Origin of the sequence: Paenibacillus sp. XY044 (assembly GCF_002257645.1) — a bacterium.
Classification (GTDB): domain Bacteria; phylum Bacillota; class Bacilli; order Paenibacillales; family Paenibacillaceae; genus Paenibacillus_AQ.
In genome coordinates this window covers 133,029-158,942 of the sequence record NZ_NQMO01000006.1, presented here as the reverse complement: position 1 = coordinate 158,942, position 25,914 = coordinate 133,029, and the positions used below count along the sequence as shown (strand labels likewise).

25 protein-coding genes are annotated in these 25,914 nt (G+C 54.9%); 8 read left to right on the top strand and 17 right to left on the bottom strand.

What is annotated here, in order from left to right:
• Window positions 1-12 precede the first annotated feature (12 nt).
• The 5 genes from CJP46_RS23195 to CJP46_RS23175 all read right to left on the bottom strand — a co-directional run bounded on the left by CJP46_RS23195 (window position 13) and on the right by CJP46_RS23175 (window position 6,760).
• Window positions 13-1,695 (bottom strand): ABC transporter substrate-binding protein, encoded by a 1,683-nt coding sequence (locus CJP46_RS23195; protein ID WP_094598000.1) that lies wholly within the window; start codon window positions 1,693-1,695, stop codon window positions 13-15.
• Between the two features lie 4 nt (window positions 1,696-1,699).
• A complete protein-coding gene (locus CJP46_RS23190) occupies window positions 1,700-2,599 on the bottom strand; it encodes a carbohydrate ABC transporter permease (protein ID WP_094597999.1) in 900 nt (299 codons plus the stop codon).
• Between the two features lie 12 nt (window positions 2,600-2,611).
• The gene (locus tag CJP46_RS23185) at window positions 2,612-3,568 is read right to left on the bottom strand and encodes an ABC transporter permease (protein WP_094598246.1); all 957 of its coding nucleotides are present in this window, start codon (window positions 3,566-3,568) and stop codon (window positions 2,612-2,614) included.
• A gap of 228 nt (window positions 3,569-3,796) precedes the next feature.
• Window positions 3,797-6,127, bottom strand: a complete 2,331-nt coding sequence (locus tag CJP46_RS23180) for an AraC family transcriptional regulator (protein ID WP_094597998.1) — start codon at window positions 6,125-6,127, stop codon at window positions 3,797-3,799.
• Between the two features lie 180 nt (window positions 6,128-6,307).
• Window positions 6,308-6,760 (bottom strand): VOC family protein, encoded by a 453-nt coding sequence (locus tag CJP46_RS23175; protein WP_094597997.1) that lies wholly within the window; start codon window positions 6,758-6,760, stop codon window positions 6,308-6,310.
• Between the two features lie 180 nt (window positions 6,761-6,940).
• Here CJP46_RS23175 and CJP46_RS23170 point away from each other — a divergent pair, with 180 nt between their 5' ends.
• Window positions 6,941-7,369 carry an Lrp/AsnC family transcriptional regulator gene (locus tag CJP46_RS23170; protein ID WP_094597996.1) on the top strand — a complete coding sequence of 143 codons (429 nt, stop codon included), beginning with the start codon at window positions 6,941-6,943 and terminating at the stop codon, window positions 7,367-7,369.
• 155 nt (window positions 7,370-7,524) lie between these two features.
• Window positions 7,525-8,073, top strand: coding sequence for a GNAT family N-acetyltransferase (locus tag CJP46_RS23165; protein ID WP_094597995.1), 549 nt, complete (start codon window positions 7,525-7,527; stop codon window positions 8,071-8,073).
• Between the two features lie 12 nt (window positions 8,074-8,085).
• Here the strand turns inward: CJP46_RS23165 and CJP46_RS23160 are convergent, their stop codons facing one another.
• The 4 genes from CJP46_RS23160 to CJP46_RS23145 all read right to left on the bottom strand — a co-directional run bounded on the left by CJP46_RS23160 (window position 8,086) and on the right by CJP46_RS23145 (window position 12,261).
• The gene (locus CJP46_RS23160) at window positions 8,086-8,361 is read right to left on the bottom strand and encodes a hypothetical protein (protein WP_094597994.1); all 276 of its coding nucleotides are present in this window, start codon (window positions 8,359-8,361) and stop codon (window positions 8,086-8,088) included.
• Window positions 8,362-8,414: 53 nt separating this feature from the next.
• A complete protein-coding gene (locus CJP46_RS23155) occupies window positions 8,415-10,013 on the bottom strand; it encodes an ATP-binding protein (protein ID WP_094597993.1) in 1,599 nt (532 codons plus the stop codon).
• A 195-nt stretch (window positions 10,014-10,208) separates the two neighbouring features.
• Window positions 10,209-11,057 (bottom strand): MurR/RpiR family transcriptional regulator, encoded by an 849-nt coding sequence (locus CJP46_RS23150; RefSeq protein ID WP_094597992.1) that lies wholly within the window; start codon window positions 11,055-11,057, stop codon window positions 10,209-10,211.
• Window positions 11,058-11,127: 70 nt separating this feature from the next.
• A complete protein-coding gene (locus CJP46_RS23145) occupies window positions 11,128-12,261 on the bottom strand; it encodes a serine hydrolase domain-containing protein (protein WP_094597991.1) in 1,134 nt (377 codons plus the stop codon).
• 311 nt (window positions 12,262-12,572) lie between these two features.
• Between CJP46_RS23145 and CJP46_RS23140 the strand changes: the two genes are divergently transcribed.
• Both CJP46_RS23140 and CJP46_RS23135 read left to right on the top strand, forming a co-directional pair.
• A complete protein-coding gene (locus tag CJP46_RS23140; RefSeq protein WP_094597990.1) occupies window positions 12,573-12,890 on the top strand; it encodes a hypothetical protein in 318 nt (105 codons plus the stop codon).
• Window positions 12,891-12,936: 46 nt separating this feature from the next.
• Window positions 12,937-13,227 carry a transporter gene (locus CJP46_RS23135; RefSeq protein WP_094597989.1) on the top strand — a complete coding sequence of 97 codons (291 nt, stop codon included), beginning with the start codon at window positions 12,937-12,939 and terminating at the stop codon, window positions 13,225-13,227.
• A 119-nt stretch (window positions 13,228-13,346) separates the two neighbouring features.
• Here the strand turns inward: CJP46_RS23135 and CJP46_RS23130 are convergent, their stop codons facing one another.
• From CJP46_RS23130 to CJP46_RS23110, 5 genes are all read right to left on the bottom strand, one after another.
• Window positions 13,347-14,525, bottom strand: coding sequence for an MFS transporter (locus tag CJP46_RS23130; RefSeq protein ID WP_306431073.1), 1,179 nt, complete (start codon window positions 14,523-14,525; stop codon window positions 13,347-13,349).
• A gap of 322 nt (window positions 14,526-14,847) precedes the next feature.
• A complete protein-coding gene (gene msrA, locus CJP46_RS23125; RefSeq protein WP_094597988.1) occupies window positions 14,848-15,519 on the bottom strand; it encodes a peptide-methionine (S)-S-oxide reductase MsrA in 672 nt (223 codons plus the stop codon).
• A gap of 21 nt (window positions 15,520-15,540) precedes the next feature.
• Window positions 15,541-16,047 (bottom strand): DedA family protein, encoded by a 507-nt coding sequence (locus CJP46_RS23120; RefSeq protein WP_094597987.1) that lies wholly within the window; start codon window positions 16,045-16,047, stop codon window positions 15,541-15,543.
• Between the two features lie 128 nt (window positions 16,048-16,175).
• Window positions 16,176-17,285, bottom strand: a complete 1,110-nt coding sequence (locus CJP46_RS23115) for a threonine aldolase family protein (protein ID WP_094597986.1) — start codon at window positions 17,283-17,285, stop codon at window positions 16,176-16,178.
• A 240-nt stretch (window positions 17,286-17,525) separates the two neighbouring features.
• Window positions 17,526-18,392, bottom strand: coding sequence for a hypothetical protein (locus CJP46_RS23110; RefSeq protein ID WP_094597985.1), 867 nt, complete (start codon window positions 18,390-18,392; stop codon window positions 17,526-17,528).
• Window positions 18,393-18,557: 165 nt separating this feature from the next.
• Between CJP46_RS23110 and CJP46_RS23105 the strand changes: the two genes are divergently transcribed.
• Window positions 18,558-19,295, top strand: coding sequence for a response regulator transcription factor (locus CJP46_RS23105; protein ID WP_094597984.1), 738 nt, complete (start codon window positions 18,558-18,560; stop codon window positions 19,293-19,295).
• On the top strand, window positions 19,273-20,640 hold the full coding sequence (locus CJP46_RS23100; RefSeq protein ID WP_094597983.1) for a sensor histidine kinase: 1,368 nt from the start codon (window positions 19,273-19,275) through the stop codon (window positions 20,638-20,640). The genes CJP46_RS23105 and CJP46_RS23100 overlap by 23 nt, the downstream gene beginning before the upstream one ends.
• Window positions 20,641-20,838: 198 nt before the next feature.
• Here CJP46_RS23100 and CJP46_RS23095 read toward each other — a convergent pair whose 3' ends face one another.
• The 3 genes from CJP46_RS23095 to desA form a co-directional block, all read right to left on the bottom strand.
• Window positions 20,839-21,438, bottom strand: coding sequence for a response regulator transcription factor (locus tag CJP46_RS23095; RefSeq protein ID WP_094597982.1), 600 nt, complete (start codon window positions 21,436-21,438; stop codon window positions 20,839-20,841).
• Window positions 21,435-22,577: a sensor histidine kinase gene (locus CJP46_RS23090; RefSeq protein WP_094597981.1), complete on the bottom strand. Its 1,143-nt coding sequence runs from the start codon at window positions 22,575-22,577 to the stop codon at window positions 21,435-21,437. Before CJP46_RS23090 ends, CJP46_RS23095 begins: the two co-directional genes overlap by 4 nt.
• A gap of 67 nt (window positions 22,578-22,644) precedes the next feature.
• A complete protein-coding gene (desA, locus tag CJP46_RS23085) occupies window positions 22,645-23,703 on the bottom strand; it encodes a Delta(5) desaturase DesA (protein WP_094597980.1) in 1,059 nt (352 codons plus the stop codon).
• 284 nt (window positions 23,704-23,987) lie between these two features.
• Between desA and CJP46_RS23080 the strand changes: the two genes are divergently transcribed.
• Both CJP46_RS23080 and CJP46_RS23075 read left to right on the top strand, forming a co-directional pair.
• Window positions 23,988-24,956 (top strand): hypothetical protein, encoded by a 969-nt coding sequence (locus CJP46_RS23080; protein ID WP_094597979.1) that lies wholly within the window; start codon window positions 23,988-23,990, stop codon window positions 24,954-24,956.
• 190 nt (window positions 24,957-25,146) lie between these two features.
• Window positions 25,147-25,890, top strand: a complete 744-nt coding sequence (locus CJP46_RS23075; protein ID WP_373558028.1) for an MBL fold metallo-hydrolase — start codon at window positions 25,147-25,149, stop codon at window positions 25,888-25,890.
• Window positions 25,891-25,914: the final 24 nt, after the last annotated feature.

Here is a 25,914-nt window from a genome sequence, read left to right as displayed (position 1 = left end):
GAAGTTTCCTCCTTACGATTGGGTGTCGGATGTCACGGATTTGCGCTCATCGTAGGCTTCCTGGTAGATCTCCAGATATCGGTCCAGCCCCATGCTCTTCAGCGTCGAAAGGTACTCGTTCCACTGGGCGTTAAGGTCGGCATCGCCGATAATGAACCGCGCCATCATTTCGTTCGTGTAATCGAAGATCGTCTTGGATAGGTCGGCCAGCTCCTGCGATTGGTCCACTGTAAAATTGAGCGGCGGCAGCACTGTCTCGACCTTGACGCGATAAGGCTCGTATTTGGTCTTCGTCTCGTTGTACAGGATCGATTCCAGCGGGTTATCCTTGTCCTCTACAGCGCCGAGGCGCAGCGAATTCGGACGGTAGGCGATGCCTGTCTGCGCCCAGTGTTTGTTCTGCGTCACCCCGAATTGGGACATGTCTTTATAAACCGCCTGCTTGCCGTTTAGGCCGATTTCGCCTTCTTTGGCCCATCTCCAGTCCTTATCCGGCTCCCCGATCGTAGAGCGCAGCGTTATTTCCCGGTCGTACAGGGCGTCCGCGAAGCGGAAAGCCGCCGCCGGATTTTTCGCTTTGTTCGTGATCACGAACTGCCCCGGGGCCACCTGGTAAGGATCGTACTGCGTCACTTGAAGCCCCTCCGGGCCTTTCAGCGGAGGCACGGCAACATAATCCTTCCATCGGCCGCTCGCCCCGCTTAATTGGGTGAGCACGCTCATATTGGGGCCGGATGCGGCGCCCAGAATCGGCACGTCCGGATTTTCCCCCAGCTGAACGAGCTGAGCGGGATCCCGGGTCAGCGATTGCGGATCCATCAAGCCTTCGTCGTACAGCTTGTGCAGGAAGGCCAGTCCTTCCTTCCAACCGTCCTTGACGAAAGGAATATCTACTTTGCCTTCATCATTGACGTACATCCGCGTATACGGCGCGTACGTGAAAGAGTTCATCAGGAAGTTTTCCACGCTCGTCGTCAAGGTTGAATTTTGTGTTGTTTGCGGCGCTCCCGAGAACGGGATTTCGTCGGCCTTCCCGTTTTTATTCGGGTCCTGGGTCTTGAATGCCTTCAGCACCTCGTAAAATTCATCGATCGTGGTCGGCATCTCCAGATTGAGCGCCTTCAGCCAAGGTTCATAGATCCACAGTTTCTGGCGCATGGAGCAATGGTAGCACTCGTTCGGAGCCGGCAGGGCGTAGATATTCCCGTCGGCCGAAGTAATCGTCGGTTTGACCAGCGGGCTTTCCTGAAACATTTTCTTCGTATTGACGCCGTACTTTTCAATGTAATCGTTCAGGGGTAGAATCACCCCCTGCTCTCCGTATAACGCCTGCTGCTCCGGCGTGACGTTCATGGTCATGATCACGTCCGGCAGGTCGCCGCTCGCCAGCGCCAGATTGAGCTTCTCGGCGGTTGCGATTTCCCACTCCACATGAATATTCGTTTTCTCTTCGAAGTATTTGGTGAATTCGTTCGTGTTGAAATCTTCGACGGCCGGATTGGCGCCGATCATGACCTTGAGCGTCATTTTATCGTTCACGATCGGGAACACGCCCGCATCATTCACCGCTTCCCCTGCCGCCGGGTCCGCCGCCGGCGCGCCCCCCGAATCCCCGCTGCCGCATGCGCTCAGCAGCCCGATCATGACAGCGGTTACAAGAAGTAAAGACAACATTTTTCTTTTCACAACGATCATCTCCTTATCCCTTTAATGAACCGATCATGACGCCCTTCACCAGAAATTTCTGGACGAAGGGATACACTACCAGAAGCGGAAAGATGGAAATTACAATCAAAGCGTATTTCAGCAAAATTTTGAGCGCTTCCCTGCGGGCCGCATCCTGCGGATCGGCCGCCAGCATCGCCGTGTCGACATCGTTCTGGATCAGGATATCGCGAAGCACAAGCTGCAGCGGGTAGTGGTCCTGGGACTTCAAATAAATCATCGCGTTAAAATACTGGTTCCAGTTAGCCGACGCGTAATACAGCGTGATCACGGCCAGGATGGGTCCGGACAACCGGATGACCACTTTCCACAGAAACTGGAAATCGTTGCATCCGTCCAGCCGCGCCGCCTCCAGCAGCTCATCGGGGATGGACATTTGAAAATACGTCCGGGCAATGATGACATTCCATACGGTCAACGCACCCGGAATGATCATGGACCAGATCGTGTCGAGCATACCGAGCTCCCGTACCAACAAATAGCTGGGAATAAGTCCCCCTGTAAACATCGTCGTAAACATGAACAGAATCATGAATACGTTTTTGCCGTACAGGTCTTTGCGGGACATCGGATAAGCGGCCAGCACCGTCAGGAAGACGTTGAGGGCGGTGCCCGTCACGGTGTAGACGACGGAGTTTTTAAATCCGGTCCATACCATCTTGTAGTCGAACACGGCGGCATAACCTTCCAGCGTCGGACGCACCGGCCACAGCCATACTTTGCCGGACACGACGGCATTGGAGTCGCTAAAAGACGCGCTGACGATGTACACGATCGGATAGAGCACGCTGATAAAAAACAGGGTGACGATGGCGCCGTTCACGAGCGAGAACACCTTGTCCCCCCGGGAGTCATTGCGCAAAGTGCCGTTCATGGGCTTCCCTCCTTACCACAGACTTGCCTGCTTCGACTGCTGCGCAATCTTGTTGACCACAATCAGCAGCACCAGGTTAATGACCGACTTGAACAAACCGATGGCGGTCGAGTACGAGTAATTCGCCACCTGCGAGGTCAGACCGACCTTGTACACATACGTGTCGATAATCTCGGATGCCTTCAGGTTAATGGGGTTCTGAAGAAGGAGCACCTTCTCGAAACCGACGTCGAGCACATGTCCCGTGCTCAGGATCAAAAGGATGACCGCCATGGGCATAATGCCGGGCAGATCGATATGCCACATCCGGCGCAGCTTGCTGGCCCCATCGACCACAGCCGCTTCATGCAGGGCCGGATCGATCGCGGCAAGCGCCGCAATAAAAATGATGCAGTTAAAGCCCGCATGCTGCCAGACATCCGACCAGACATAAATGGAAGAGAACATCGAAATTTCTCCCATAAAATTGATCGGTCCGACACCGATAAAGCCAAGGAGCTTGTTGACGATGCCCGTTCTCGGGTCGAGCAGCTCCCGGATAATCCCGACGATGACGACGATCGAGATGAAATGCGGGGCATACGTAACCATCTGCACCGCCCGCTTGAATACCCGCCCCCGCAAATAGTTGAGGCCCAGTGCCAGCAGAATGGGAAACGGAAAGCTCGCAGCCAGGTTGTAAAAGCTGAGGATCAAGGTGTTTTTCAGAATCCTCCAAAAGTCGTACGAATGGACAAAGCGCTCAAAGTGCTTCAGCCCGACCCATTCGCTCCCCCAAATTCCTTTGGTCACGATAAAGTTCTTGAAAGCGATTTGGGCGCCATACATGGGTACGTACTTGAAAATGATCAAATATAGCAGCGGCAGCGCCATCAGCACGTATAACTGCCAGCTGTGGATCAGTTTCTTTACGGCGGGGCTCCTGCCCGCTCTGCGTGCTGCCCGTGTCTTTCGCTCGGTCACCGACATGCTCATTTCACTTTCACCCCCTTGATTGGACCCAGCATAGACCGGGACCGCCCAAGGTGTAAATTGCCTGTTCCCCGGCGGATTCACCCTCGTTTAGAATGGCCGTTGACCTCTGTCCGGCTCGTATACATTTCGTTAGAATCGAGCGTATTTGCCTTAGACAGCCAGCCGCTGACGGGGTATTTGCTGTAAAGCAAAAGGCCAGGAAATCCCTGGCCCAAAGAGCGCTTATGCATCCTGACGATGGAGAGGGGACGCCGGTTTCTTGTGCGCGATGTCGCGGTACGCCGTTGCGCTGATGCCGCTGCCGCGCTTGAAGGCCCGGCAGAAGGTGCTGGACGAGTGGTACCCGACCTGCTGGGCAATTTCCCGGATCGGCAGCCCCGTCTCGGACAGAAGCTGCTTGGCTTTATCCATCCGGATGTTCTCGACGTATTCGGAAAAATTGACGCCCGTCTGCTCTTTGAAAAATTGCGACAAGTACCCCTTGGATATATGCAGATAATCCGCCGCGGCATCCAGGCTCAGCTCAGCCTGTCCGTACTGTTCATGAATGTAGTCAACCGTATCGCGGATCAATTGGACGTTGCGGCTCTTCTTGCGCCGATCGATGTCGTCCGAGATCGACGTGAATCTCTCCGCTGCATTGTCAAAAGCCTGCTTCGGGTGATTGGCCGTGCCGAGCTGCTGAAGCAGCTGCTTCATGTCTGCCTGTTCCTTCACCATCAACTGATCCTGGACTTTGACCAGGCAGCCGACCAGGTCGAGAACGAACAGCTGCTGCATCGCCAAGGGCAAATGACGCTCTTCGAAATTTTCCCGGTGCAGAGAGGCAAGCAGCTTCCGGACCTCCTCCGTCTCGCCTGCTTTGATGTAATTCATGAGGCGGTTTTCCGATTCCGCCGGAAAATAAAAACCACGGTGATCATGGGCCAGATCTTCGAACCAGACGGACTGGCCGGTCCCGGCCTCCTGCACCCGGGAGAGCGCCTGCCTCGCTTCTTCAAAGGACTCCGGCACTTCGAGAAGCGAGATCCGGTAGCCTCCCATCGCGAAGCCCGCCTGAAGCCCGTGGCGGCTGATTTCCAGCGTCAGCTGCTGCAGCTCCCATTCCACGGTATTGCGGAAGGCGCCGGGATCGCCTTGTCCGTTGATGAACAGGACGGCGATTTTATCCTCGGCGACCGGGTAGGTGAAAGGGCAGCCTTTCAGCGTCCGGCCCAACATATCCTGAATGAGCACGCGTTCGATATCGAGCTCGCGCAGCTCCTCCTCCTGAAAATGATGCCCTCCGCGGTGAAACTGTACGATTCCGACGGCGCAGCCGCTGCCCTGAATATCAGCGTTTTGATGCTTCAGCAGGGATTCAACGTGTTCCGCCATCAGATATTCGCCTTGAAGAAGCCGGCCAAAGAACGACTCCCGCAGCAGCGGAGTCTGCCGCTCGATTTCCTGCTGCAGTTCGTCGTTGTTGTCGATCAGGCGCGCGAGCGAGTGCTGGATATAGCCGTACATATCCTTCGGCCGCTTCATCTCCCCGCCGTTCAGCCGGGATGTCAGGGCAGTCGTGATATTCACGATCGGCCTGCCGCTCCGTGTGGCGAACAAATAGGCAAGGACGAGGCCAAAAATCAGGAATGCCAGAAGGATGGTCACCGTGGTATGCTTGATGGCCAGCACTTTGCTCAGGACGACATGGGGCGGCTGGGCGACGACATAGGACCAACCGTTATAAGACGAGGTGGTATAGGTCATCATCATGCCGCCGGTAGCCGCTGAGGCTTCGATCACCCCGGATTTTGCCCCCGGCGGCAGGCTCTGCCGGGTCACCATGTCGCCGCTTGACAGCGACGTCACCAAGCGCCCCTTCTCATCCACGATGGATACCCAGCCCCCGTCGGACACGTCGATTCCACGCAAAAGCGACTGCAGGCGATGGTTGTCCACCAGGATCATCAGCGCTCCCTGAATATGGCCGGGGTACCCGAGAGACTGGACATATGTCAGCAGATCGGTCGTCCTGCCCTGATACACCGTGGATCCGGACGACATGATTTCCCGGTTGCGGAAGGTGTCAAGAAGATCGTTCCTCCAGGTCGCGTAATCCTTGCTGGGGTCAGAGAACATGTAACGATAGAACGTGGGAAGTTCGTAAGTAGAATCCGGGGATAGCGCCAGATCGCTATTTTTGAAGATCAGATAGTAGTTGAGAATAAACCCATTGGCGGAATTGTAGCTGTAGAGGCTTTTTTGCGTCCTATACACCTTGTACGCCGTCGTGTCCCGGAACGGTTCCTTCACCTGCTGAAAGCTTTGAACGGCCGGGTCGCTTTGCAGCTGCAGCGATATCCGGTTGATCTCGTTGAAACGGCTGTCGACCGTTTCCTTTACTTGATCCAGCATCTGCAGGTTGCTGTGCGTGACTTCCTTTTTCACCACATCATAGGTTTGCCTGTAAAACAAGGCCCCTGCAAGCAGGGTGAACAGCATGAACAAAAAATAGGGGATCATGAATCGAACGAAAATGTACTGGATTTTCCATCCATTGGCCCATCGCATGGATCACTTCTCCTCTCTTCATTCCGGGGTGCCGATTCCGATTCGACAATAAATGCTCGAAACATGTCTAAATATCAACATTGTAAGTGCTTTCATATTTTTTATCAACGGGTTTGTAAGGTTACGTGACATACAAAAAAGCAGCCGAAACGTTCGGCTGCCTCCATCTCTCACGGAACTTCAATGGGTTCCGACGTTAAAGTCCACTTCCTCAATCAATTCGATAATTTCGCCATTCGGGCTATGCAGGACCGCATTGCGTACATGCAGCGGCGGCTCGCCCAGCGCCAGGTTACCCGGCTCCACATAGATTCGCGCGCCATGCGCCAGCGCCTTTTCCACCATCTCATCCACATTGTCTACATAGAATGCCAAGTGCAGCAGGGAACCGTGCTTCACATCCTCGCGAGAAGGCGCCTTCTCCCCCTCGGCTGGAACCTCGGCACCGCGGTCAAACACCTCGATGCAGGTCCGTTCGTCAGGCGAAACCAGCATCGCAGCCGTCTTGATTTTAAACGCAGGCAGGCTCCATGAGTGACCGACCTTAAACCCGAGAACCCGGATATAAAAGTCCAGCGTTCCTTCATAATCCTCCGCCTGAATGGCCGCATGGGCCAGTCCTTTGACGCTCATAACCATCTCTCCCTTTGCATTTCTCATATCGTTCTCATTTTATAGATTGATTTCCGTAAGTGACATGCATGGAATAAGGATTTGAGCCGTCCTGATTTGCATAAAATAAGTTATTTTCGTATGCTTACCTTATCTTATCTTATCTTTAATTCGAATACAGGAGAGTTGGCGGATAGAGCGATGGTAATCGACGACATTGACCGGAAAATATTAATGCTGCTGCAGCATCAGGCGCGGATGCCGGTCGCCCAGATCAGCAAACAGATCGCCATGTCCCAGCCTTCCGTAAAGGAACGCATCGTTAAGCTCGAGGAACGGGGCATCATCACGGGGTACAGCACGGATCTAAACTTGCGGGAGCTGGAGCGGGGAACGACCTCTTTTATCCTGATGAAGACCGAGCACTGCAGCGAGCTGGTGGAGTTCTGCGCGCAATCCAAGGAAGTAACCGGCTTGTTCCGCATCAGCGGGGAGTACAACTATCTCATTCACATCCAGACAGGGTCCGTGGACGGGGTCGCTGACTTCCAGGACGCCCTGGCGAGGTTCGGTCCGTCTAAATCGCATATCAGCCTGAAAAATATACTGGATCACCGGATTTTGCTGTAATGGGACCGGTGTTTCCCCTATTCTGCAAAAAGTGAGGAGAAACCGTTATGACGGCAAAGCTTGTCTTTCGTTAGGTCAGAGCCCCTCCTTCGATTTCACGGAAGCGTTTTGGCCATGCTCCAAATCAAACCGCGAAACAGGAGGAATGAACAAAAATGGATATCCAGATCAGAGAAATGACAGACCGGGACCGCCCGGAGCACATTCAGATCGACGGCAGCTTTACGGTGGATTCCGAGCTCGTGCTGTCCGCCACGGATCAGCGGATCGGTTACACGATCAAGCCCGTGCCCAGCTACTCTAAAAGTTACCCCGACGAGGCGGACCAGGGTGACGACGGCAGGTTATCGGAGTACATCGGCAGTCCGGACCGTGCAGTCTACCTGGCCATGGCGGGAGATCGGGTCGTCGGCCGGATCATGCTGGCGAGAAATTGGAACCGGTACGCCTTTATCGAAGATCTTCGGGTGGATCGGAACGTCCGGGGACACGGCATCGGCCGGAAATTGATCGAGCAGGCGGTGCACTGGGCCAAATCCGGCGATATGCCCGGCCTCATGCTGGAGACGCAGAACAACAACGTGCGTGCGTGCCAATTTTATGAAAGCTGCGGATTTGTGATCGGGGGCTTTGATTCAAATTTATACCGGGGCTTTAAGGAGCATGCTCAGGAAACGGCCCTTTTCTGGTACCTGCTGTTCTAGCCGTCACGGACGTCAGCTCAGCATATAAACCGCGATGAGGATCAGCACCGCAGCGGTCAATAAATAATTCCTTGTTCTTACGGAAAGTTTGTTGGCTTTCGGGCCGATGACCTGACGGTGGAAGACGAACAGCAGGATCAAGTCTGCAAGCAGCACCAGCAGGATCAGATCCATTCTGCCGTCTATCCTCACCGTCAGGTTTTTTTCTGCAAAGCCGCAAACACATAAACCGAGAAACAGGTACACGACATTTCTGACCATTTCCACCATAGTACCGATCGTCTTCATCCCAGGACCACCTTTCTTAAAACCCCATTTTTCGCCGACAGGGACTGTCCAATCTAACCGATCGGCAGTCCCATTTCCACGGTCGTTCCTTCACCAGGCTCGCTCGTAATGTTCAGGATGCCGCGGTGGGAAGCGATGATTTTCTTAACGATCATCATGCCAAGGCCGTAACCTTCCTGCTTGGTCGTATGGAAAGGCTCACCGATCCGCTCCAGCACCTCTTCGGGCATGCCGATTCCGTTATCCTTGAACCGGATCCGCTGGTAATTTCCGTCGGCCTCAAGCACGATGTCGATCCGGCCTCCACTAGGCAGCGCTTGAATAGCATTTTTCAGAATGTTCAGGAACACCTGCTTGATCTGATTGCGGTCGCAGGAGATTGTCTCCTCCCGGATGCATGTGCACCGGATGCGGACATTGCTTTTGGCTGCCTCGATTTCGATCAGGCTCAGCACTTCCTGCAAAATCGTCATGCACCAATCTTCCCGAAAGCGGATTTCCTGCGGTTTGCCTAAAATGAGGAACTCGCCGACGATCAGGTTCATCCGGTCCAGCTCCGACATAATCAGGTCATAATGCCGCAGTCCCGAGGTCGGTCCCGCCAGCTGAATGAGGCCCTTAACCGTCGTCAGAGGATTGCGGATTTCATGTGCGATGCCAACCGCAAGCTGGCCGGCGAACACCAGCTTCTCCGTATTCCGCAGCACCTCCCCGGTCCTTTTCAGTTCGGTAATGTCCCGCAGCGTGCCGATAATCCGGCAGAGGTTGCCGTTCATATCAAAAACCGGCAGGACATCCAGCATATAATAGCTGTCGGAATCCATCCGGGTGTCCTGCAGTTCCACGCCGATGCACTCCACCTGTCTGGCAAGCACCTTCTCGAAGTAGGGGGAAACCAGGCGGTGCTCCAGCACCGGTATACCCAGGTATACATGTTTGTCCCCGCCGTCCAGACGCAGCATCCTCAAGTATCGCTCGTTCATGTCGATAATCCGGCCGGAGGCGTCCGTCACGACAACCCCTTGATAATTCGCATCAAGCAGAACCTGATTCAACGTGTGAAGGTGGGCGTTATTTCGGCGGAGCAGGATTTCCCGCTCCACGGAATCGACCATCGTACACAGCAGGGTTAACAAGTGGGGATGGGCCGAGCCGATCCCGGTCATCAGGGAGAGCGTGCCAAGCACCGCCCCGTCCTCACGGTGGAACGGAGCCGAATAGCAGGCCATGCCATGCAGCGCTTCGTAGAAGTGCTCTTTGCCCAAAGTCTGAAACGGACGCTTAAACCGGAGGCATAACGGGACCGAGCCCGTGCCGGTTTCCTCGTTGTAGCGGACCCCCTTGGTGATGCCCAGCTCCGCGATGGCCTCGAGAAACATCGGCTCGCCGTAGCATTCCAGCAAATATCCCCATTGGTCGGTCACGGTGACCAATATCGGTGTCCCTTGAATGGTCGACAGAAACTTATTGACGAAAAAAAGAATAATATCGATATATTCCTTATAAAAGGATAACCGTTCCTCCAGTTCCTCCCTGGCGTAGCGCTTGCTGAGGACAGGAAACCTGGCGGGGTCAAGGCCCTGCTGCCTATAATGCGCGTTAAAAGCTTCAATGATCTGCCGATCATCCATTTGGTCTTTCTCTCTATCCATTGCCTATACCCCATTTATGCCGATATTCAATCCCAAGTTAGTGTTCAATTCCCTCTATTCTATCATCCTTTGGGACGGAATCGTTCGCATAAAATGAAGATTTTACCGGAAAATAAATCATCCCCTTCCCACAAAGCCTTCATAGGCTTAGGAAAGAGGATGAAAGAGGATAAGGATAAATTAGATCCTGTCTGATCAGCGGCCTGTCAGGCGCTTGATAATTTCCCGGCTTTTTTTCAAATACCGGACCGATTGATCATATTCCCGACTGGCCACGCCCAAATATAAAATATCGATGACGTTCAGTTGGGTCATCCGCGACGACATGGCGCCGCTGCGGATTTCGTTCTCCGTCGATGACGTGTAGAGCGGATAATCGGCCTGGGCCGCCACGGAATTGTTGCCGTACTTGGTGATGGAAATCGTCTTGGCACCGCAGGCGCGTGCCTCTTTCAGGCATTCGATGACGTGGGCCGTCTCGCCCGAATACGAAATGCCGACCGCCACGTCGCCTGGATTCAGCATGACCGCCGAGGTCAGCTCCAGGTGCGGATCGGTGAAAGAGTGGCTAGTTTTGTTGATCCGTAAAAATTTGTGATGCGCATCCTGTGCGATCAGATTGGAAGCCCCGAGACCGTAGAAGAAAATCCGGGTGGCCTGGCTTAGCGCCTCTACGGCAAGTTCTACGGTCTTCGGATCGAGAATCGTCACCGTGTCCCGGATGGACTGGATGTTATTGGCGGACACGGTTTGGATAATTTGCTGCATGGAATCGCCCGGGCGAATCTCCCGGTATTCATAGCGCTCCTCGTTCTGATTCAGGTCCCCGGCCACTTTCAGCTTCAGTTCCGGGTATCCCTTCACCCCCATGGATTTGCATAAGCGGATGATCGCCGCCTGGCTGCCGCCGCTTTCCGCAGACAGCTGCGCTACGGACATGTCGAGTATGCTGTGCGGATAGCTGAGAATGTATTCAGCCACTTTGCGCTCTGAGGGCGTAAGGTCGTCCAAGATCTCTCGCAGTCTGACTAGTCCCCCGTTCATGATGCTCTCTCCTTTGCCCGTATCGTATCGTAGCAGATATCATCCCTGCTCGTTCTCGTTCACATCGTGATCAATCCCTGACGGCGGCGGTAATCGCGTTGTGTACCGCCGCCCGCAGCACGCCGACGCTGCCGCTTCGGCCGTAATAGACCCGGTTGGTGAGCAGCACCACCGCCAGGTCAAGATCGGGCTCCACCCACAGGCTGGTCCCGGTAAACCCGGTGTGCCCGTAGCTGCGCGGACCCATCCAGTCGCCGGAGGCGTCCCAGCGGTCCCCCTTCAGGACCCAGCCCAGCCCCCGGTTCGCACCGGCGATGCCGGCGGTATAGGTCCGGGTCGCGGCCCTGACGGCCGCCGCCGACAGGACACGCAGCGGCTGGCCGCCCGGCGCAGCTGGCTCCGGCACAGCGCCGCTAGCCAGCCACATCCGCGCATACCGCGCCAGATCGCCGGCGGTGGCGAACAGGCCGGCGTGCCCGCAGATGCCGCCAAGGGCGCGGGCCTTCTCATCGTGGACCACTCCCTGGAGATGCCCGCCGGCAGCGCGGTCATATTCCGTCGGGGCGGTCCGCGTCCGCAGCCCCGGAGGCGGGGCGAAGACGGCGCCGGCCATGCCGAGCGGCTCCCAAATCCGCGCCTTGGCCGCCTGGTCCAGGGGCATGCCCGCCGCCTTCTCGACGATCCGGCCGAGAAGGAGGAAGCCGAGATCGCTGTAGACGGCGGCCGTACCCGGCGGATGCTGCAGTGCCGTACCGGTGACTGCCTCCCACATTTGGGGCTGCGTCCAGCCGTGGGCGTGGATATTTCGATCCGCCGGTAGACCGGAGGTATGGGTGAGCAGCTGGCCGATCGTCACCTCATCCCGCCCTTCGCCCGCAAATTCGGGCAGCCAGGAGGCGGCCTTCGTACCGAGCGTCAGAATGCCGTCATCGATCAGCCCGAGCACGAGCGGCAGCGTGACGCTGACCTTGGTCAGTGAAGCACAGTCATACAGGACGTCCGGACCGGCCGGAAGCGGGTCATCCGGACCCGGGTTCGCCTTCCCCTCCGCATAGACCCATTCCTTCCCATGACGGGTGACGGCCAGCACCGCCCCGGGTATCACCCCGGCGGCCATCTCCCGCTCAATGGCACGTCCGGCGGCCTCGAGCCCTTTCGGGTCCAGGCCAAGCGCCTTGGCGCCTTCCGCTATACCAGCGTACATAATCTCCCCTCCCGATTTTCGGTTCCCTCCAAGGTCGTCGGCAGACTCAATAGGCGCAAATGTTCAGAGCAGACAGGGCATCCTCGTAAACGCCGTTAACATTTCTGGTGCCTATTATATCGCTTGCGAAATTTTATTTCAACTTACAACAAATATTTAGAAATTTTTATTTATAATTGGCAGCATCTACGGATCAAGGCCTTAAGGACCGTCCCTACTGATGTTTATGACTTTTCATTCATTTTTAAGACACTTCCATCTAGGCGTCTGCATAGGATGCAGCAGGTCAATTTCAAACGGAGGTCAACATAATGAGTGTGCAATATTCAGGCTATCAGCACCAAACGCTGTACCAGGCAGAGCCTCATATGAGCCAAACACTGCATTCGGCTCGGGACCGCTTCAACCAGTTGTGCCGCCAACATGTCAATAAGCATGTCCGGATCGAAACGCTGGACGGCGATGTATTTGAAGGCGTCCTCGTGCACTGCGACAAGGGTATCGTGTATATCCAAACTCCGCAGTCAACCGGGCAGCGAGCTTTTCTCCCCGGACGTCCGCCCTTCTTCAATCAAACCATCCTCCCCCTGGTCCTGTACGAACTGCTTGTCATCAGCTTATTAGCGTAAGTCCGCCATTACTATGCTCAAATGAGCAAGGAAAGGAGTCATCCCTATGGCATTCATGCCTCCCTTCGGCCCTCAAGGCCAGGTGCAGCCGCCTTCATCCCCGCCACCGCAATTTACGCCTGCGCAAACCGTCGCAACGCCGTTCGCCGTTGATCCCGGTGCTATTTCCGGCTGCCTCTTCCGCAATACGTTTATATGGCCCGTACGCGGCCCGGGCTTCTGGTTCTATCCCGTCTTCGTCGGACGGACCTCCGTTGCCGGATTTCGCTGGAACGGATTTTTCTGGATGTACTCAGGGTTGGACCTGAGAACCATCCAATCGTTCACCTGTTTCTAGTAAAACCCCGCTTCACAGAGACAGCGGCGGTACCCCCGGGAACGATGGCTCATCCCGGCGTACCGCCGCTTTTTCATGGAATCATGCATATTCAGGATAACTGAGCCATCCGGCAAGTGTCACGCCAGCCTCCGGTATGCCTTCCTGCCCAGAAGGAAGCAGACGATAGCCGCTCCCAGGCCCAGCGCTACCACCGGACCCGCGATCCAGGGATTATACAGCACGGTGGAGGTGGCGCTGACCACGGCTCCCCCCATGCCTGCCCCCGCTGCCAAGCCCAAATGGGTCACCGACGTATTCAAGCTGAGTGCGAGATCGGAGGATTCCGGCGCCTGCTGAATAAAGTAAGTTTGAATGGCCGGCGCCGTTACGAACATTGCGAACATCATGACGCCGATCAGAATGAGGTCCGGAACGAGCCAGGATGAAAACGCCGGCAGCAGCGACAGGGCCGCGGCGTGAACGAGCAGACCGGCAAGCAGGATGCGTACGGCCCCCCACCGATCCACGGCGTAGCCCCCCAGACGGGAGCCGATCACCCCGAGAATGCCGAAGCCTAGCATCGTCACCGCCACGCCTGCGGCGTTCATGTGGAGAACGCTTTGCAGAAACGGAGTCATATAAGTATACATCACCGAATTCCCTGTCTCCCGGAACAACGTAATGAATAGGGCGCTCACGATGACTCCGCTGCCCAGCAAGCGCAGCTGGCGTCCCAGGGATACGGGCTCATCACCTTCCACCGCCGGGAGAAGCCGGTAAATCGCCGCCATGATCAGCAGGCTCAGCGCTCCCAGCAGGATGAAGATCATTCTCCAGCCGATCCAGCCGGTTATGGCGATTCCAATCGGGACTCCCAGCACCATGGCCACGCTGAATCCCAGAATAATCGTGCCGATGGCGCTGCCGACCTTCTCCGCCGGCACGAGCTTGGCGGCGGCGCTGAATACGACGACCAGGTACACGCCCGACCCGATGCCCAGAATGACGCGCGAAGCGATCAGCAGGGCAAAATCAGTGCTGGCAAAAGACAGCCCGCAGCCGGCTGCAAATACGAGCAGTGAACCCAGCATAACCTTTTTCCGCCCGAGACGGGAGGTCAGCGAAATCAAGACCGGCGTGCCGATGGCAAAGGCTAAAGAATACGCCGTAATCAACTGTCCCGCCGCGCCGACGGAAACGTTCATATCGCCGGCGATCTCACTGAGCACGCCGCTGACGATCAGTTCCGAGGTGGCCGTCAGGAAAACGCCCAGCGTCAGTAAATAAATATAGAACCGATTCATGCGTTGGATCATGTTCATACCCTCCATATATAGACCGGCAGCCGGTGGATCCGAGGCACGGCCGGCACATGCCGGATACACCCTGAAGCCGATGCTCATAGAATCTAGGGGCGCAAGACCGGTACAACGCCGGGCCACGTCTGGCGCATCTGCGTGCACCGTTCTTCCGCTTGATTGAATTATAAGGAAGGTACGAACAAATCGTAAGAACGCAAATGATTTGGAGATAATCCTTCCATTTTGACCAACTAACAATTCGTAAGTGAATTATAAGTTTACACAAAAAAACCAAAGGAGCCCGTTCTCCTTTGGTTTGCATTTTCCGTCCGTTATATCACCATTTAATCCGTTTTGCCGTTTCCAGCAGCCGGCTTCGCTCTTCCTCCGCAAGGGGCCATATTTGGATCTCATTCCGGATCCGCTCCAGGCTGGTGTAACCTTTGGCCAGTCCGTTCAGCCTGGCGGCCAGCGTGGAATTCGCCAGCTCCTCATGCGCAGGATAGAGCCGGCTCAACTGCTCCATCGCATCCGGATGCCTTTTCAAGTAGTATTTCTGGTGGCGGTCTTCCGCCGGGTACCAGGTCGTCAAGGGAGCGATTTCCGTATCCGGCTTCCCTTCGCCCTGCTCCTCGCGCCGGTCCAAAACCTGATGAATCGTCTCCAGCTGCCCGTGATCGCGGTAGAGCAGCAGCGACAAATACTGCCTGCCTTTGTAATCGTTAATGTTGGAAGGATTGTGATGATCCCAGAACACGTTCAGAACGTCAGTCAAAGAAATGACGCCAGGGTCATACACGACCTCGACTGTCTCCGTATGGTCGCCCATGTCCCGGTACGTCGGGTCTGCAGTCCTTCCGCCCCCGTAGCCGACCCGCGTCCGGATCACGCCCGGCATATGGCCGAACAAGGCCTCCGGACTCCAGAAACAGCCCATGCCCAGCGTTACTATCTCCGGCACATCCCCTGGCTCCTGAGAATGGGTGGACCCGGATTCCTGTACGCTCATTGGTTTCACCCCCTTCAACATTTACGCGAACATCGTACTGATATCGTCGACCTGGAGGCCAAGCGTGCTGCCGATCAGAAAATACAGAAGCGTCCATACGAATGCCGTCGTGTACGAAACGAGCGCAAAGCGGCGGTAGGCCATTCCCTTCATGCCGACGGCATACGGCGTCACGTTCCGCAGAACAGGCAGGAACACGCTGATGCACATGGCCATATTGCCGTATTTCCGGTTCAGTAACTCCGCTTTATCGATATACCTGGCCATTCGCTTGGACCTAGTCAACCGGTCAAGCAAGCGGCTGGCTGCCAGACGGCTGACGACAAATCCGACGGTCAGGCCCGAACAAATCCCCAGGTAAATCGTGATAAACGAAGAGACCGGTGCTAAATGTCCCGTACCGACAAGCACCCCGCCGATCATGACCACCACCTCGTTCGGAAGCGGGAGGCCGATGATGCCTAAGCATAATACGAAAAAGAACGCAAAATAACCCACCTGCTCAATGAGTCCCATCAGCGTATCCATACTCTTACGGTTCCTCCCATACCCAGCAAATCGTCAATCTTGAGGCCCTCTTAGGCACTATGCCAGACAGGCCTGCCTTTTAACTTATGCCGTCTTCCAGTTTATTCAGAATCCCCGTCTTCCTCCTGTTAGACCTGTCCGTTCCCCAGCTCTTCCTTCAGCTTCCCGTCAAAGAGACGGAACGCGTCCCGGACCCGTTCTTTGGGCACCTTAGCATACAAGTCCCCAATGCTAACTTCATAAGAGGACTCCAACTCCCCGTTATCTTTTACATAATGCGTCAGTCCAATGCCTGTTTCGCTGATGATATCCGCCAGCAGCGCCTCAAGCCGCTCTTTGCCAAGCTGGACATGGACGTGAAACATATTAGATACGGGGATCGCCGGCCTTGTGGCAACGGCATGGCATTCGTTATACAGCGCGGCAAGCTCTTTGGCTTCCTCATAGTACTGCTTCATCCGACCCACGCGCCGGTCAAAATAGTAATCGGCGCTGACCACATACGGATACAGGCTGTACAGATCTCCACCGTGCCGTCTTTTCCATACTTTCGATTTCTCCGTAAAATCCGGATTTCCTGCAAGAATCGCGCCGGAAATGCCACCGATGCCTTTATAGAAAGAAACGTAGACGCTATCGAAAAGCGAGCAAATTTCCGCTTCGGTTTTTCCGTAGTAAGGCGTAACTTCGAACAGTCTCGCTCCATCAAGGTGAAGGCGGATGCCCCGCTCCCGGCAGTAGGCGGAAATCGCTTCGAGCTCGCCGTAATCCGGCAGCTGGCCGCCAATTTCGCGCTGGGGCAGCTCCAACAGCAGACAGGCGACGTCTTCCTGCATCCGCTGGACATCCTCCAGCCGGATCAGGCGGTCCTTGTCCGCCAGCAGCACCGGTTCAATATGATGCAGCTCCTTCAAACCGTCTTCCTCGTGGATTTCCAGATGGCACAGCGGATGGTACGCCACCTTCTTCACCTGCTTCTCATCGCACCATATCCGCAGCGCAATCTGCTGCGCCATCGTCCCGCTCGGGAAAAAGACGGCCGATTCCTTGCCCAAATACGCCGCCATCTTGTTCTGAAAGTCCTCTATGACCTTACCTCTGCCGTAGGCATCGGCACCGAGGGACCCGTCCACCTCCCGGAAGGCCTCCTTCAGCACCTCTATATTTCGGGGGCCGTGCCCCCCCAGCGCATATTCCGCCTGCTTGACTGCTTCCGCCAATGTTTTACCCGTTTTCATTCGTCCGGACCGACTCCTTTCCAACTATCGCACTGCAACCGGACCATTGCTTAAGCCCGGCCGTTTCCGTGACATGTTCAACGACGATCGTTGTTTGCTGTCTTTAGCATACTAAATCTTGAAAGGGAGATGCAAAATTTTTTGCGCAAGCAAACAGCCCCTGTCCAGCCGAGGCTGAATCAGGGACTGCCTTCATATCTCCTGTATGTGTCTATATGGACCGACCGGTCAATGGCACGATTAAGATTTAGCCGCCTCTTCAAGCTCCTTGATCTGTGCCTTGTATTGAACGAGCAGCTTGGCGAGTGCGTCCTTGATGGCTGCTTCGTCCTTGGATTCCACTGCTTCATGCAAAGCGATGTGGGCCTTCATAAAGGCAATAGCGGACTCGCTTGCTTCCTTACTGATCGCGATGCTCAATGCCTTTGGATGCTCCGGATCGGCTGCCGATGCAGAATCCGTCTTGCCAACTTCATTCTTCAAATCCTCCAGCTTGGAGATGATGATCTTGGCAGGTCCGAGCGCCTTGGCCTCATCCACAGGTTTGGCTTGGTCCGTCGCTTCGGATTTTACCAGCTCCTTGATCTGGCCCAATACCTCAGCTTTGTCCAGTTCTTTGATCTGGCCCAGCACCGCGGCTTTCTCCAGATCCTTGGCCTGACCCAGCACCTCGGCCGCCTTGTCCTTCAACTTGTCCAGGATTTCGATCCGGACGTTCTCCCCCGAAATCCCCGCTACCGGCTGAATCGTCTCAGAAACAGAAGAAAACTCACCCGTATTTACTTTCGTGGCGGCATCCGCCGGGACCGTCTTGATCACGCTGAAGAAACGCGGACCCTCTCCCGCAACCTTTTTGAATTGCTCCAATGTCTGCTTCCAGTCCTCAACGGTGTCCGGTGCATATTTTTGGGCCAGCTCGAGCGGATCTGCCATGGCCGATGTAACGACCGCTGCCTTGATTGCCGGCATCGCAGCCACCTTGGTTGGAACGTCGGAAGGAACTTGGGGCTGTTCACTCGCGTCTGCATTCGTTACGGCCGGGGCCGCAACTGCTGACATGAGCAGCGCAGAGGCGACCGTCTTTTTAAACCATGCGGTTCGAATCATTGATTCAGCACTCCTTTTATATTGGATATGGTGTTACATGTCCCAGTCTACGGAACGATTGTGGCAACCCGCCGGTGAAATTATGGAAAAACAATGGCAGAATTCCATAGGCAGGCACCCGCTTGATATACTGGAGATGAATTTCCAATCCGGGAGGTACATGGGATGAACAACAGTTATGTCATCGCCGTGGTCGATGATGATGAACATATAAGGGATCTCGTCGAGGCTTATTTACAAAAGGAAAACTACCGCACGGTCGGGCTCGGCAGCGCGGAGGAAGCCTGGAATCTGTGGCGGACGGCACCACCGGACATGTGGGTCCTGGATATTATGCTTCCGGGCATGGACGGTTACGAATTTTGCCGGCGAATCCGGCAGGAGGCGGAAGTACCGATCATTATGATTTCGGCCAAGGACAATGAGGTCGATAAAATTCTGGGTTTGGAGCTGGGTAGTGACGATTACCTCGTCAAGCCGTTCAGCCCCCGCGAGCTCGTCGCCCGCATCAAGCGGCAGCTTCAGCGCTGGTATAAACTGAGCGGAACCGGCGATGCCGCAGCAGGCCCGTCCCATCCGGCCCGGATCGAAATGGGAGACCTGCAGCTGATCCCGGACGAACGACGCGTATTCTGGCAGGGGGAGGAAGTCGACCTGACCAGCAAGGAGTTTGCGATGCTTCAGGTGTTTGCCGAACATCCGAACCGCGCCTTCACGCGGGACGAGCTGCTGACCCGGGTCTGGGGCGACGACTATTTCGGCAGCGACCGGGCGGTCGATCATTTGATCAAACGGATGCGAAAAAAGCTGGAGCATGTACCGATCGAAGCCATTTGGGGACATGGCTACCGGCTAAGAAATGAAGGAGGCGACGTTCACGATGAAGCTCGTGCATCAGATTAATTTAGCCTTCGGGATTGCTCTCATGCTGGTCCTGTCCGTTACGGCGGTGGTGATCCATTTTGTCCTGCTGGACCATCTGATCGGCTCCCAGAAGGAAGACCTGAAGGCCATGGGAGCCGTCATGTCAGCCAAACTGCGGGTCGACACGATTCAAACCGTTGCCACGGATTGGTCGTCCACAACGGTGCCTGCCTTGCCGGTTAAAATGGCGGACACCAGCGGAGTTACGGCCATTTTTACGGATATCCAGGGGAAAAGCGTACCCGTGACCGCTCCAAACCCCGCCACGAAGATCGCCGAAGCCGTGAAGGGCGTGCCCGGCGAGCAGGTCTTTAAGGGCATCATAGACGGGACGGACAAAAGGTTTATCACGTCCGTTAGCATCATGCCCCAAGGGACGCTCACCCTGCTTACGCCGGTAAGCCGGGTCAAAACGATTGAACAGGCGCTGCTGAAACGGCTGCTGATCATTTTCGGCGTCGGGGGCGCGTTCATGGTCGCATTCAGCCTGTTTATCACGAAAAAGCTGATCCGGCCGCTCATGAGCCTGCAGGAAGAGCTGGTTAAGGTCAAGGAGCGCCGGTTCTCCGAGGTCCGCTATATCCGAGCCGGCGGAGAGATCGGCTCCGTAGCGGAGTCCGTGTATGACATGGCCGGGGAGTTGGACCGGTTTAACCATGTACAGAAGCAGTTTTTCCAAAACGCGTCGCATGAGCTGAAAACCCCGCTGATGTCCATCGCGGGTTATGCGGAAGGTATTCGTGACGGGGTATTTGAGGGCGAACGTATCCAAAAAGGCCTCGAAATCATTATCAGCGAAAGCGGCAGGCTCAAGAAGCTGGTGACGGAGATGACCCTGCTCGCAAAGCTGGACAGCGAGGAAGACGTATTCCGTAAGAACGCCTTGTCTCTGCGGGAGCTGATCACCGAGGCTTCGGAACGAATGAATCCCCTGCTGGTCAAGAAGGGGATCCGGCTGCGGATCGATTACGATCCGCCGTCCGGACCGTTTGGAGTCGTTGCCGACCGGGACAAGCTGCTTCAGGCGCTGCTTAACGTCATGTCCAACGCAGCCCGCTATGCCGTTGAGCAAATAGATGTACACGCCAGGTTCGTGGAGGGTCAGATCGAAATGACCGTCAGCGACGACGGGCCTGGCATACCGGATGAGCTCCTCCCCTTCCTCTTCCACCGGTTCGTGAAGGGCAAGGACGGAGAATCCGGCTTGGGGCTGGCGATCTCCCGGGCGATCGTGGAGCGGTGCGGCGGGTCCATTGCCGCAGGCAACCGGCAGGAAGGCGGAGCCGTCATCTCGCTGAGCTTCCCGGCCGCTGCGGGCAGGTAGGGTAAAACCTAGTCCCATCGGGATGGGGCTGAGCTGCCATTTTCAAAATATCGTCAGAAGTGCAAATTAACTTGTAAAAAAAAGCGATCCCGGGTGCTCCAAATGGACACAGCTTCCAATACAAAAAGCCCCCGGAATCGGACCCGGTAAACCATAAGGTTCATCCCAAGTCCATTCTAAGGGGCTGTCAGGATCGTATTATTTGAACCAGCCCTTCTCTTTGAACCGCGTAATGGCTTCCACCCGATTCGTGACTTGAAGCTTATCAAGAATGACGGAAATGTAGTTCCGGACCGTTCCTTGCGTGATATCCAATTGATTGGAAATTTCCCTCGTGTTTTTCCCATCCGCGATCAGTCCGAGTACGTCCTTTTCCCTAGGAGTAAGCGGATTCTCCTGTCCGGAAGCATCGTCCACGAGCTCTGTCGCATAAATCCGTCTGCCCGCCATGACACTCCGGATGGAACTTGCTAATTCTTCACTGGGGCTGTCCTTTAACAAGTATCCATATGCCCCGGCCTTAATCGCCCGCTCGAAATAACCAAACCGTGCAAAGGTCGTCAAAATCATCACTTTGCAGCCGCTTCCTTTGAGTTCTTCGGCCGCTTCCAATCCGCTCTTCCCCGGCATTTCAATATCCATGATACATATATCCGGCTTCAGCTGTTGAACCAGCTTGACGGCATCCTCGCCGTTGCTCGCTTGGCCTACAACCTGCATATCCTGTTCCAAATTAATCAGCGATGCAAGCGCACCCCGCACCATCCGCTGATCCTCGGCAATAACGATTCGGATCATATGACCACCTCCTTATCCGGGTGTTTAACGGCATTCGGCACTTTAATGATCACCTTCGTGCCCGGATCGATGCCCGCGGCGATTTCCATACTGCCGTTCACGAACTCCAGCCGTTCTTTCATTCCGCGCAGACCGCTTCCTCTGACTAAGACCGGGTCCGTGTGGATTCCAATCCCGTTGTCGATGACTTTCATCGTCAACTCGGTTGCAGACGATTCGATGACGATCGAACAGACGGTGGCACCGCTGTGTTTGACTACATTCGTCACCGCTTCTTTCAGACACATGCTCAGTACATTTTCAACCAAAAGCGATGTATTGCCAAGAATCGGGTCTCCTGCCATTACAAATTCAATCTCAGCCGCCTTAAGGATCTGTTTGATGCGGAACATCTCATCTTCGAGGCGCGTGCCGCGCATCTGCGTGACCATGTCCCGCACTTCTTTCAAAGCATTTCTTGCCGTTTGACGCACATCATTGATCTCGGACCGCGCTTGAGCCGGGTTTGTGCTGATTAATCTGCCGGCTAAATCACTCTTCAGCCCGATCAAGGACAGCTTCTGACCCAGCGTATCATGGAGATCGCGGGCAATCCTCTGGCGTTCTTCCAGCTTCACCAATTCGGAAATCCGCTTATTCGCATCCTCCAGCTGTATCTCAAGTTTCCCTCGCTTGTTCCGATAGTATGTGGTGACAGGCAGCAGAATCACCGCAATCAGACTGATCAGGACGAATGGAATCTGTGTAATCATGACGGGATTCTGTGTCGCATATTCATAATTTACTGTGACCATCGTCGTAACGAGGTGAATCGTATACAGCGTTACGAATCCAACCCGGTGATGAATATTTCCGATAAAGAACGCAACGAACAGTGCAAAATAGACATAACCGAAGATAAGGGTCATTGCTAGAGAAATCAGGATCTGAATGGACGTCCAGAAATATAATGACCAGCCTTTGGAAACAAACGACAACACATAGCAGCCGAAGAACGCCAGAATCATCAAGGTGCCAAACACTACATGAACTGTGGACGAAGAACGAAATATGAAGTAAAAAGGGACAATATAAAAGATGACCCACACATAGGGACTAAGTCCTGTGCTCCTGTGGAAAATTTGATACCATTTCTGCAAGGCAGTTCCTCCCCGACGTGCGAACGATATATTCCTTGTAGTTTATCATAAACGCCGGATGACGGCGCTATTCCCCTTGTATGCCCGCCCTGCTGCTTTTCATCGGTTTAGCCCCGCGTTTGGTTTGCTGCCGTCCAAGTTTGATCTGCTTAAAGCTGACAAATGTTTTATTCTTCTCGTCCCACAGCCGGAACTTAAGAGAGGCCAAGCTCGTAGCGAGCGTAATCGTCGTAGCCTTCTGAAGCGGAGGCGTCGAATTATGCGCCTTCTCCAAATTGTAATTGGGCACCTTCGGGCTCAAATGATGGACATGATGGAAGCCGATATTGCCTGTGATCCACTGCAGCACCTTGGGCAGCTTGTAATACGAGCTTCCTTCCACCGCAGCTTTTACGTAACTCCACTCGTCTTCATTTTCAAAGTAGGAATCTTCAAACTGATGCTGCACGTAAAACAACCAAATGCCCAGCATCCCGGATACGAATAAAATCGGAAGCTGTACCATTAGAAACGCCTCCCAGCCTACCGCCCAGCACATCGCCGCATACAAGCCGACAATCGCTGCATTCGTCACATGGGTGTTGATGCGTTCTTTCCGCTTCGCCCCTTTACGGTTGAAACGGTATGATATAACAAACACGAAGATCGGCCCAAGTCCGAGCATGACAACCGGATGGCGATAGAAACGGTAAGCGAGCCGCCTCGTCCATGAAGCCGCAGCATATTCATCCACGGTCATCACCCACATGTCGCCGACCCCCCGTTTATCCAGGTTGCTGCTCGTGGCATGATGAATGGAGTGCTCGTTCTTCCACTGCTGGTACGGTACAAGCGTCAGAATCCCCGTAATCATACCGATGATTTCGTTCGCCCGCCGATTATGAAAGAAAGAATAGTGACAGCAGTCATGAAAAATAATAAATGTCCGAATGGCGAATCCGGAAGCAATAATGGCTATAGGAAGGGTTATCCAATACGATACGGATAAGCTTAAATATGCGGCGTACCAGAGCAGTAACAGAGGTCCTAGGGTTGTCACAACCTGCATGATGCTCGATTTCGTATTGCTTTTTTCATAGGGGGCCATTTCTTTTTTTAGATTGGTGACCATGGTTTGTGTTTTCATCTGTCTTCCTCCCTGAATGAAGCATGCAGTCATACTCGGGGCATCCGAGGACGTCTTCTAGCCTAAGTATAGGAAACCAGATCGTAACCGAGTAGTCATGAACATCAGGTAGGGAGTATGACAAACGTCATATATGAGGGGGCGTGAGAGACGTGCCACTAGGCTCTTTAGCGAAGCCCCGAAAAAATACATCTTCTCATGCGAAGAAACAAACCATAGGCGGGTGTCACCTCGGGCTCCATGTGAATAGGTTATAGTATTAAATTCAAATATGGAGGTTCCCCATGATTACGAATGGACATCCGTACGGGCCGTGCTGGCAGCCATGCGTGGACCCGTATGCTTATGCTTACAGCCAGCGATCCTCTTATCCATACGCCCTTCCCTATACGTGGCCCCAGTACGTTTATCCGGTTCCCTACCGCACGTACTACGCATACGACACGAACGGGCAACTCAATTCCTATCCTTATCCGTTTGCCCCTATCACCCCGCAGCCGTTTTCCTATGACTGGAACCGGGTTGAGCCTACGCCTAAAGGCTATAAATTCAAGATTAATCCTTTGACTGAGAAAACAGAGCCGGAAAATCCGGAGAATGCAGCAGTTAAGCCTGAGGCCGTAAAGGAAGCCCCCGTGAAGAGTGAAGCAACAAAAAGTGAACCCGTCAAGGAAAAGGCCGCGAAAGAAAAAGCCGTGAAGAGCGAAGCCGTAAAGGGTGAGCAAAAGGCAGAATCTACGAAAGGGGTTCAGATGAACACCTCCATGGAGATCGGCGGAAAGCACGGCGTCGGTCTTAACGCCAGCGGCCAGATGGACGGCAAAGGCGTCAGCACCCAGGCAGGCACGCATGTCGGCGGCGAAACCTACGGACTTGGTGTGCAAGGTGAAGCCGGAGTAAGCGGCAGCCACGGCTTCAGCTTCGATACCGGCGCCCAATTGGGCGGCAAGTACGGCCTGGGCGTTCATGCCGACGGACATGTCGGCATCAAGCAGGGGATCGGCATGAATACGGAAGCCCAGCTTGGCGGAGACCACGGCGTCGGCGCCTTTGTAAACAGCCAGGTTGGCGGCGGGCAGGGAGCCGGCCTCAGCGCAGGTGCCCAAGTGGGCGGCGGTCACGGTCTCGGGGCGCATGCCGGTGCGCAGGTTGGCGGCGGCAAAGGCGTCAGCTTTAAAGTCGGCGGCAATGTCGGCAGCCATGACGGCGAACTCGGTCTGAACTTTGGAGGCCCCGAAAAGAAGAAATCCTAATATTTATGCGAGTATGGCGGGAGGCCCACGGGCCTGCCGCCGTTTGCATTCCAGGGGATTTCACGGGACTTCGTTCGAAACATTTTCTCGGTCGGCTTGCTCATCCCATATCCTTATGCCTGCTTGCATCGTTTACCTGATAGAGGCGCTCGTGGCCCATCTTCATAACCCATCATAAGGAGGTTTTCCCTTGATCATTGAACATGTTGCAAGCATGCTGGAACTACAGATTGATGGATTTGGCAGTCCCCAAACGTTACACCCGACGCTCGTTTGGGATGGACAAGACGCGGTGCTGATGGATACCGGGACGCCCGGCCAATGGGGGCAAATCCGGACCGAAATGGTGCGGCTCGGCGTTCCGGTAGGACGGCTGCGGGCGATCGTGCTGACCCATCAGGATATTGATCATATCGGCAGCCTCCCGGAGATTCTGCAAGAAACCGGCGCAGGCATTCACGTATACGCCCATCCATTGGAGAAGCCCTATATCGAAGGGGAACTCCCGCTGATGAAGGCCACGATGGAGCATATGGCCTGGCAGCTGGAAGGCTTGCCGGAAGAGGAGCGCAGGCGGATTGTCTCCTCCCTGATTGCCAACCTGCCTAAAGGCAGGGTCGATCGCACGCTGGCAGACGGGCAGGTGCTACCCTATTGCGGAGGAATCGAGGTGATTTATACACCCGGACATACACCGGGACACCTCAGTTTGTATCTGCACCGGAGTAAGACGCTGATTGCCGGGGATTCAATGTTTAGCATAAACGGCAAGCTTATGGGACCCCACCGCCCTTCCACGCCGGATATGGCTGGGGCGGTACGCTCGCTGCAAAGGTTTCTAAACTACGGGATCGAGAGCGTCATTTGTTACCACGGCGGGCTCGTCCGTGGCCGCATCAGAAATCAGCTTGAAGAGCTTATAAGCATGGACTGATCTTTCTTCTTCAGTTCTCGCCTC

Excerpts from the sequence above, each read along its gene's own strand:
- CJP46_RS23195 (WP_094598000.1), bottom strand. The coding sequence starts at position 1,695 with ATGATCGTTGTGAAAAGAAAAATGTTGTCTTTACTTCTTGTAACCGCT.
- CJP46_RS23190 (WP_094597999.1), bottom strand. The coding sequence starts at position 2,599 with ATGAACGGCACTTTGCGCAATGACTCCCGGGGGGACAAGGTGTTCTCG.
- CJP46_RS23185 (WP_094598246.1), bottom strand. The coding sequence starts at position 3,568 with ATGTCGGTGACCGAGCGAAAGACACGGGCAGCACGCAGAGCGGGCAGG.
- CJP46_RS23180 (WP_094597998.1), bottom strand. The coding sequence starts at position 6,127 with ATGCGATGGGCCAATGGATGGAAAATCCAGTACATTTTCGTTCGATTC.
- CJP46_RS23175 (WP_094597997.1), bottom strand. The coding sequence starts at position 6,760 with ATGAGCGTCAAAGGACTGGCCCATGCGGCCATTCAGGCGGAGGATTAT.
- CJP46_RS23170 (WP_094597996.1), top strand. The coding sequence starts at position 6,941 with ATGGTAATCGACGACATTGACCGGAAAATATTAATGCTGCTGCAGCAT.
- CJP46_RS23165 (WP_094597995.1), top strand. The coding sequence starts at position 7,525 with ATGGATATCCAGATCAGAGAAATGACAGACCGGGACCGCCCGGAGCAC.
- CJP46_RS23160 (WP_094597994.1), bottom strand. The coding sequence starts at position 8,361 with ATGAAGACGATCGGTACTATGGTGGAAATGGTCAGAAATGTCGTGTAC.
- CJP46_RS23155 (WP_094597993.1), bottom strand. The coding sequence starts at position 10,013 with ATGGATAGAGAGAAAGACCAAATGGATGATCGGCAGATCATTGAAGCT.
- CJP46_RS23150 (WP_094597992.1), bottom strand. The coding sequence starts at position 11,057 with ATGAACGGGGGACTAGTCAGACTGCGAGAGATCTTGGACGACCTTACG.
- CJP46_RS23145 (WP_094597991.1), bottom strand. The coding sequence starts at position 12,261 with ATGTACGCTGGTATAGCGGAAGGCGCCAAGGCGCTTGGCCTGGACCCG.
- CJP46_RS23140 (WP_094597990.1), top strand. The coding sequence starts at position 12,573 with ATGAGTGTGCAATATTCAGGCTATCAGCACCAAACGCTGTACCAGGCA.
- CJP46_RS23135 (WP_094597989.1), top strand. The coding sequence starts at position 12,937 with ATGGCATTCATGCCTCCCTTCGGCCCTCAAGGCCAGGTGCAGCCGCCT.
- CJP46_RS23130 (WP_306431073.1), bottom strand. The coding sequence starts at position 14,525 with ATGATCCAACGCATGAATCGGTTCTATATTTATTTACTGACGCTGGGC.
- msrA (WP_094597988.1), bottom strand. The coding sequence starts at position 15,519 with ATGAGCGTACAGGAATCCGGGTCCACCCATTCTCAGGAGCCAGGGGAT.
- CJP46_RS23120 (WP_094597987.1), bottom strand. The coding sequence starts at position 16,047 with ATGGATACGCTGATGGGACTCATTGAGCAGGTGGGTTATTTTGCGTTC.
- CJP46_RS23115 (WP_094597986.1), bottom strand. The coding sequence starts at position 17,285 with ATGAAAACGGGTAAAACATTGGCGGAAGCAGTCAAGCAGGCGGAATAT.
- CJP46_RS23110 (WP_094597985.1), bottom strand. The coding sequence starts at position 18,392 with ATGATTCGAACCGCATGGTTTAAAAAGACGGTCGCCTCTGCGCTGCTC.
- CJP46_RS23105 (WP_094597984.1), top strand. The coding sequence starts at position 18,558 with ATGAACAACAGTTATGTCATCGCCGTGGTCGATGATGATGAACATATA.
- CJP46_RS23100 (WP_094597983.1), top strand. The coding sequence starts at position 19,273 with ATGAAGCTCGTGCATCAGATTAATTTAGCCTTCGGGATTGCTCTCATG.
- CJP46_RS23095 (WP_094597982.1), bottom strand. The coding sequence starts at position 21,438 with ATGATCCGAATCGTTATTGCCGAGGATCAGCGGATGGTGCGGGGTGCG.
- desA (WP_094597980.1), bottom strand. The coding sequence starts at position 23,703 with ATGAAAACACAAACCATGGTCACCAATCTAAAAAAAGAAATGGCCCCC.
- CJP46_RS23080 (WP_094597979.1), top strand. The coding sequence starts at position 23,988 with ATGATTACGAATGGACATCCGTACGGGCCGTGCTGGCAGCCATGCGTG.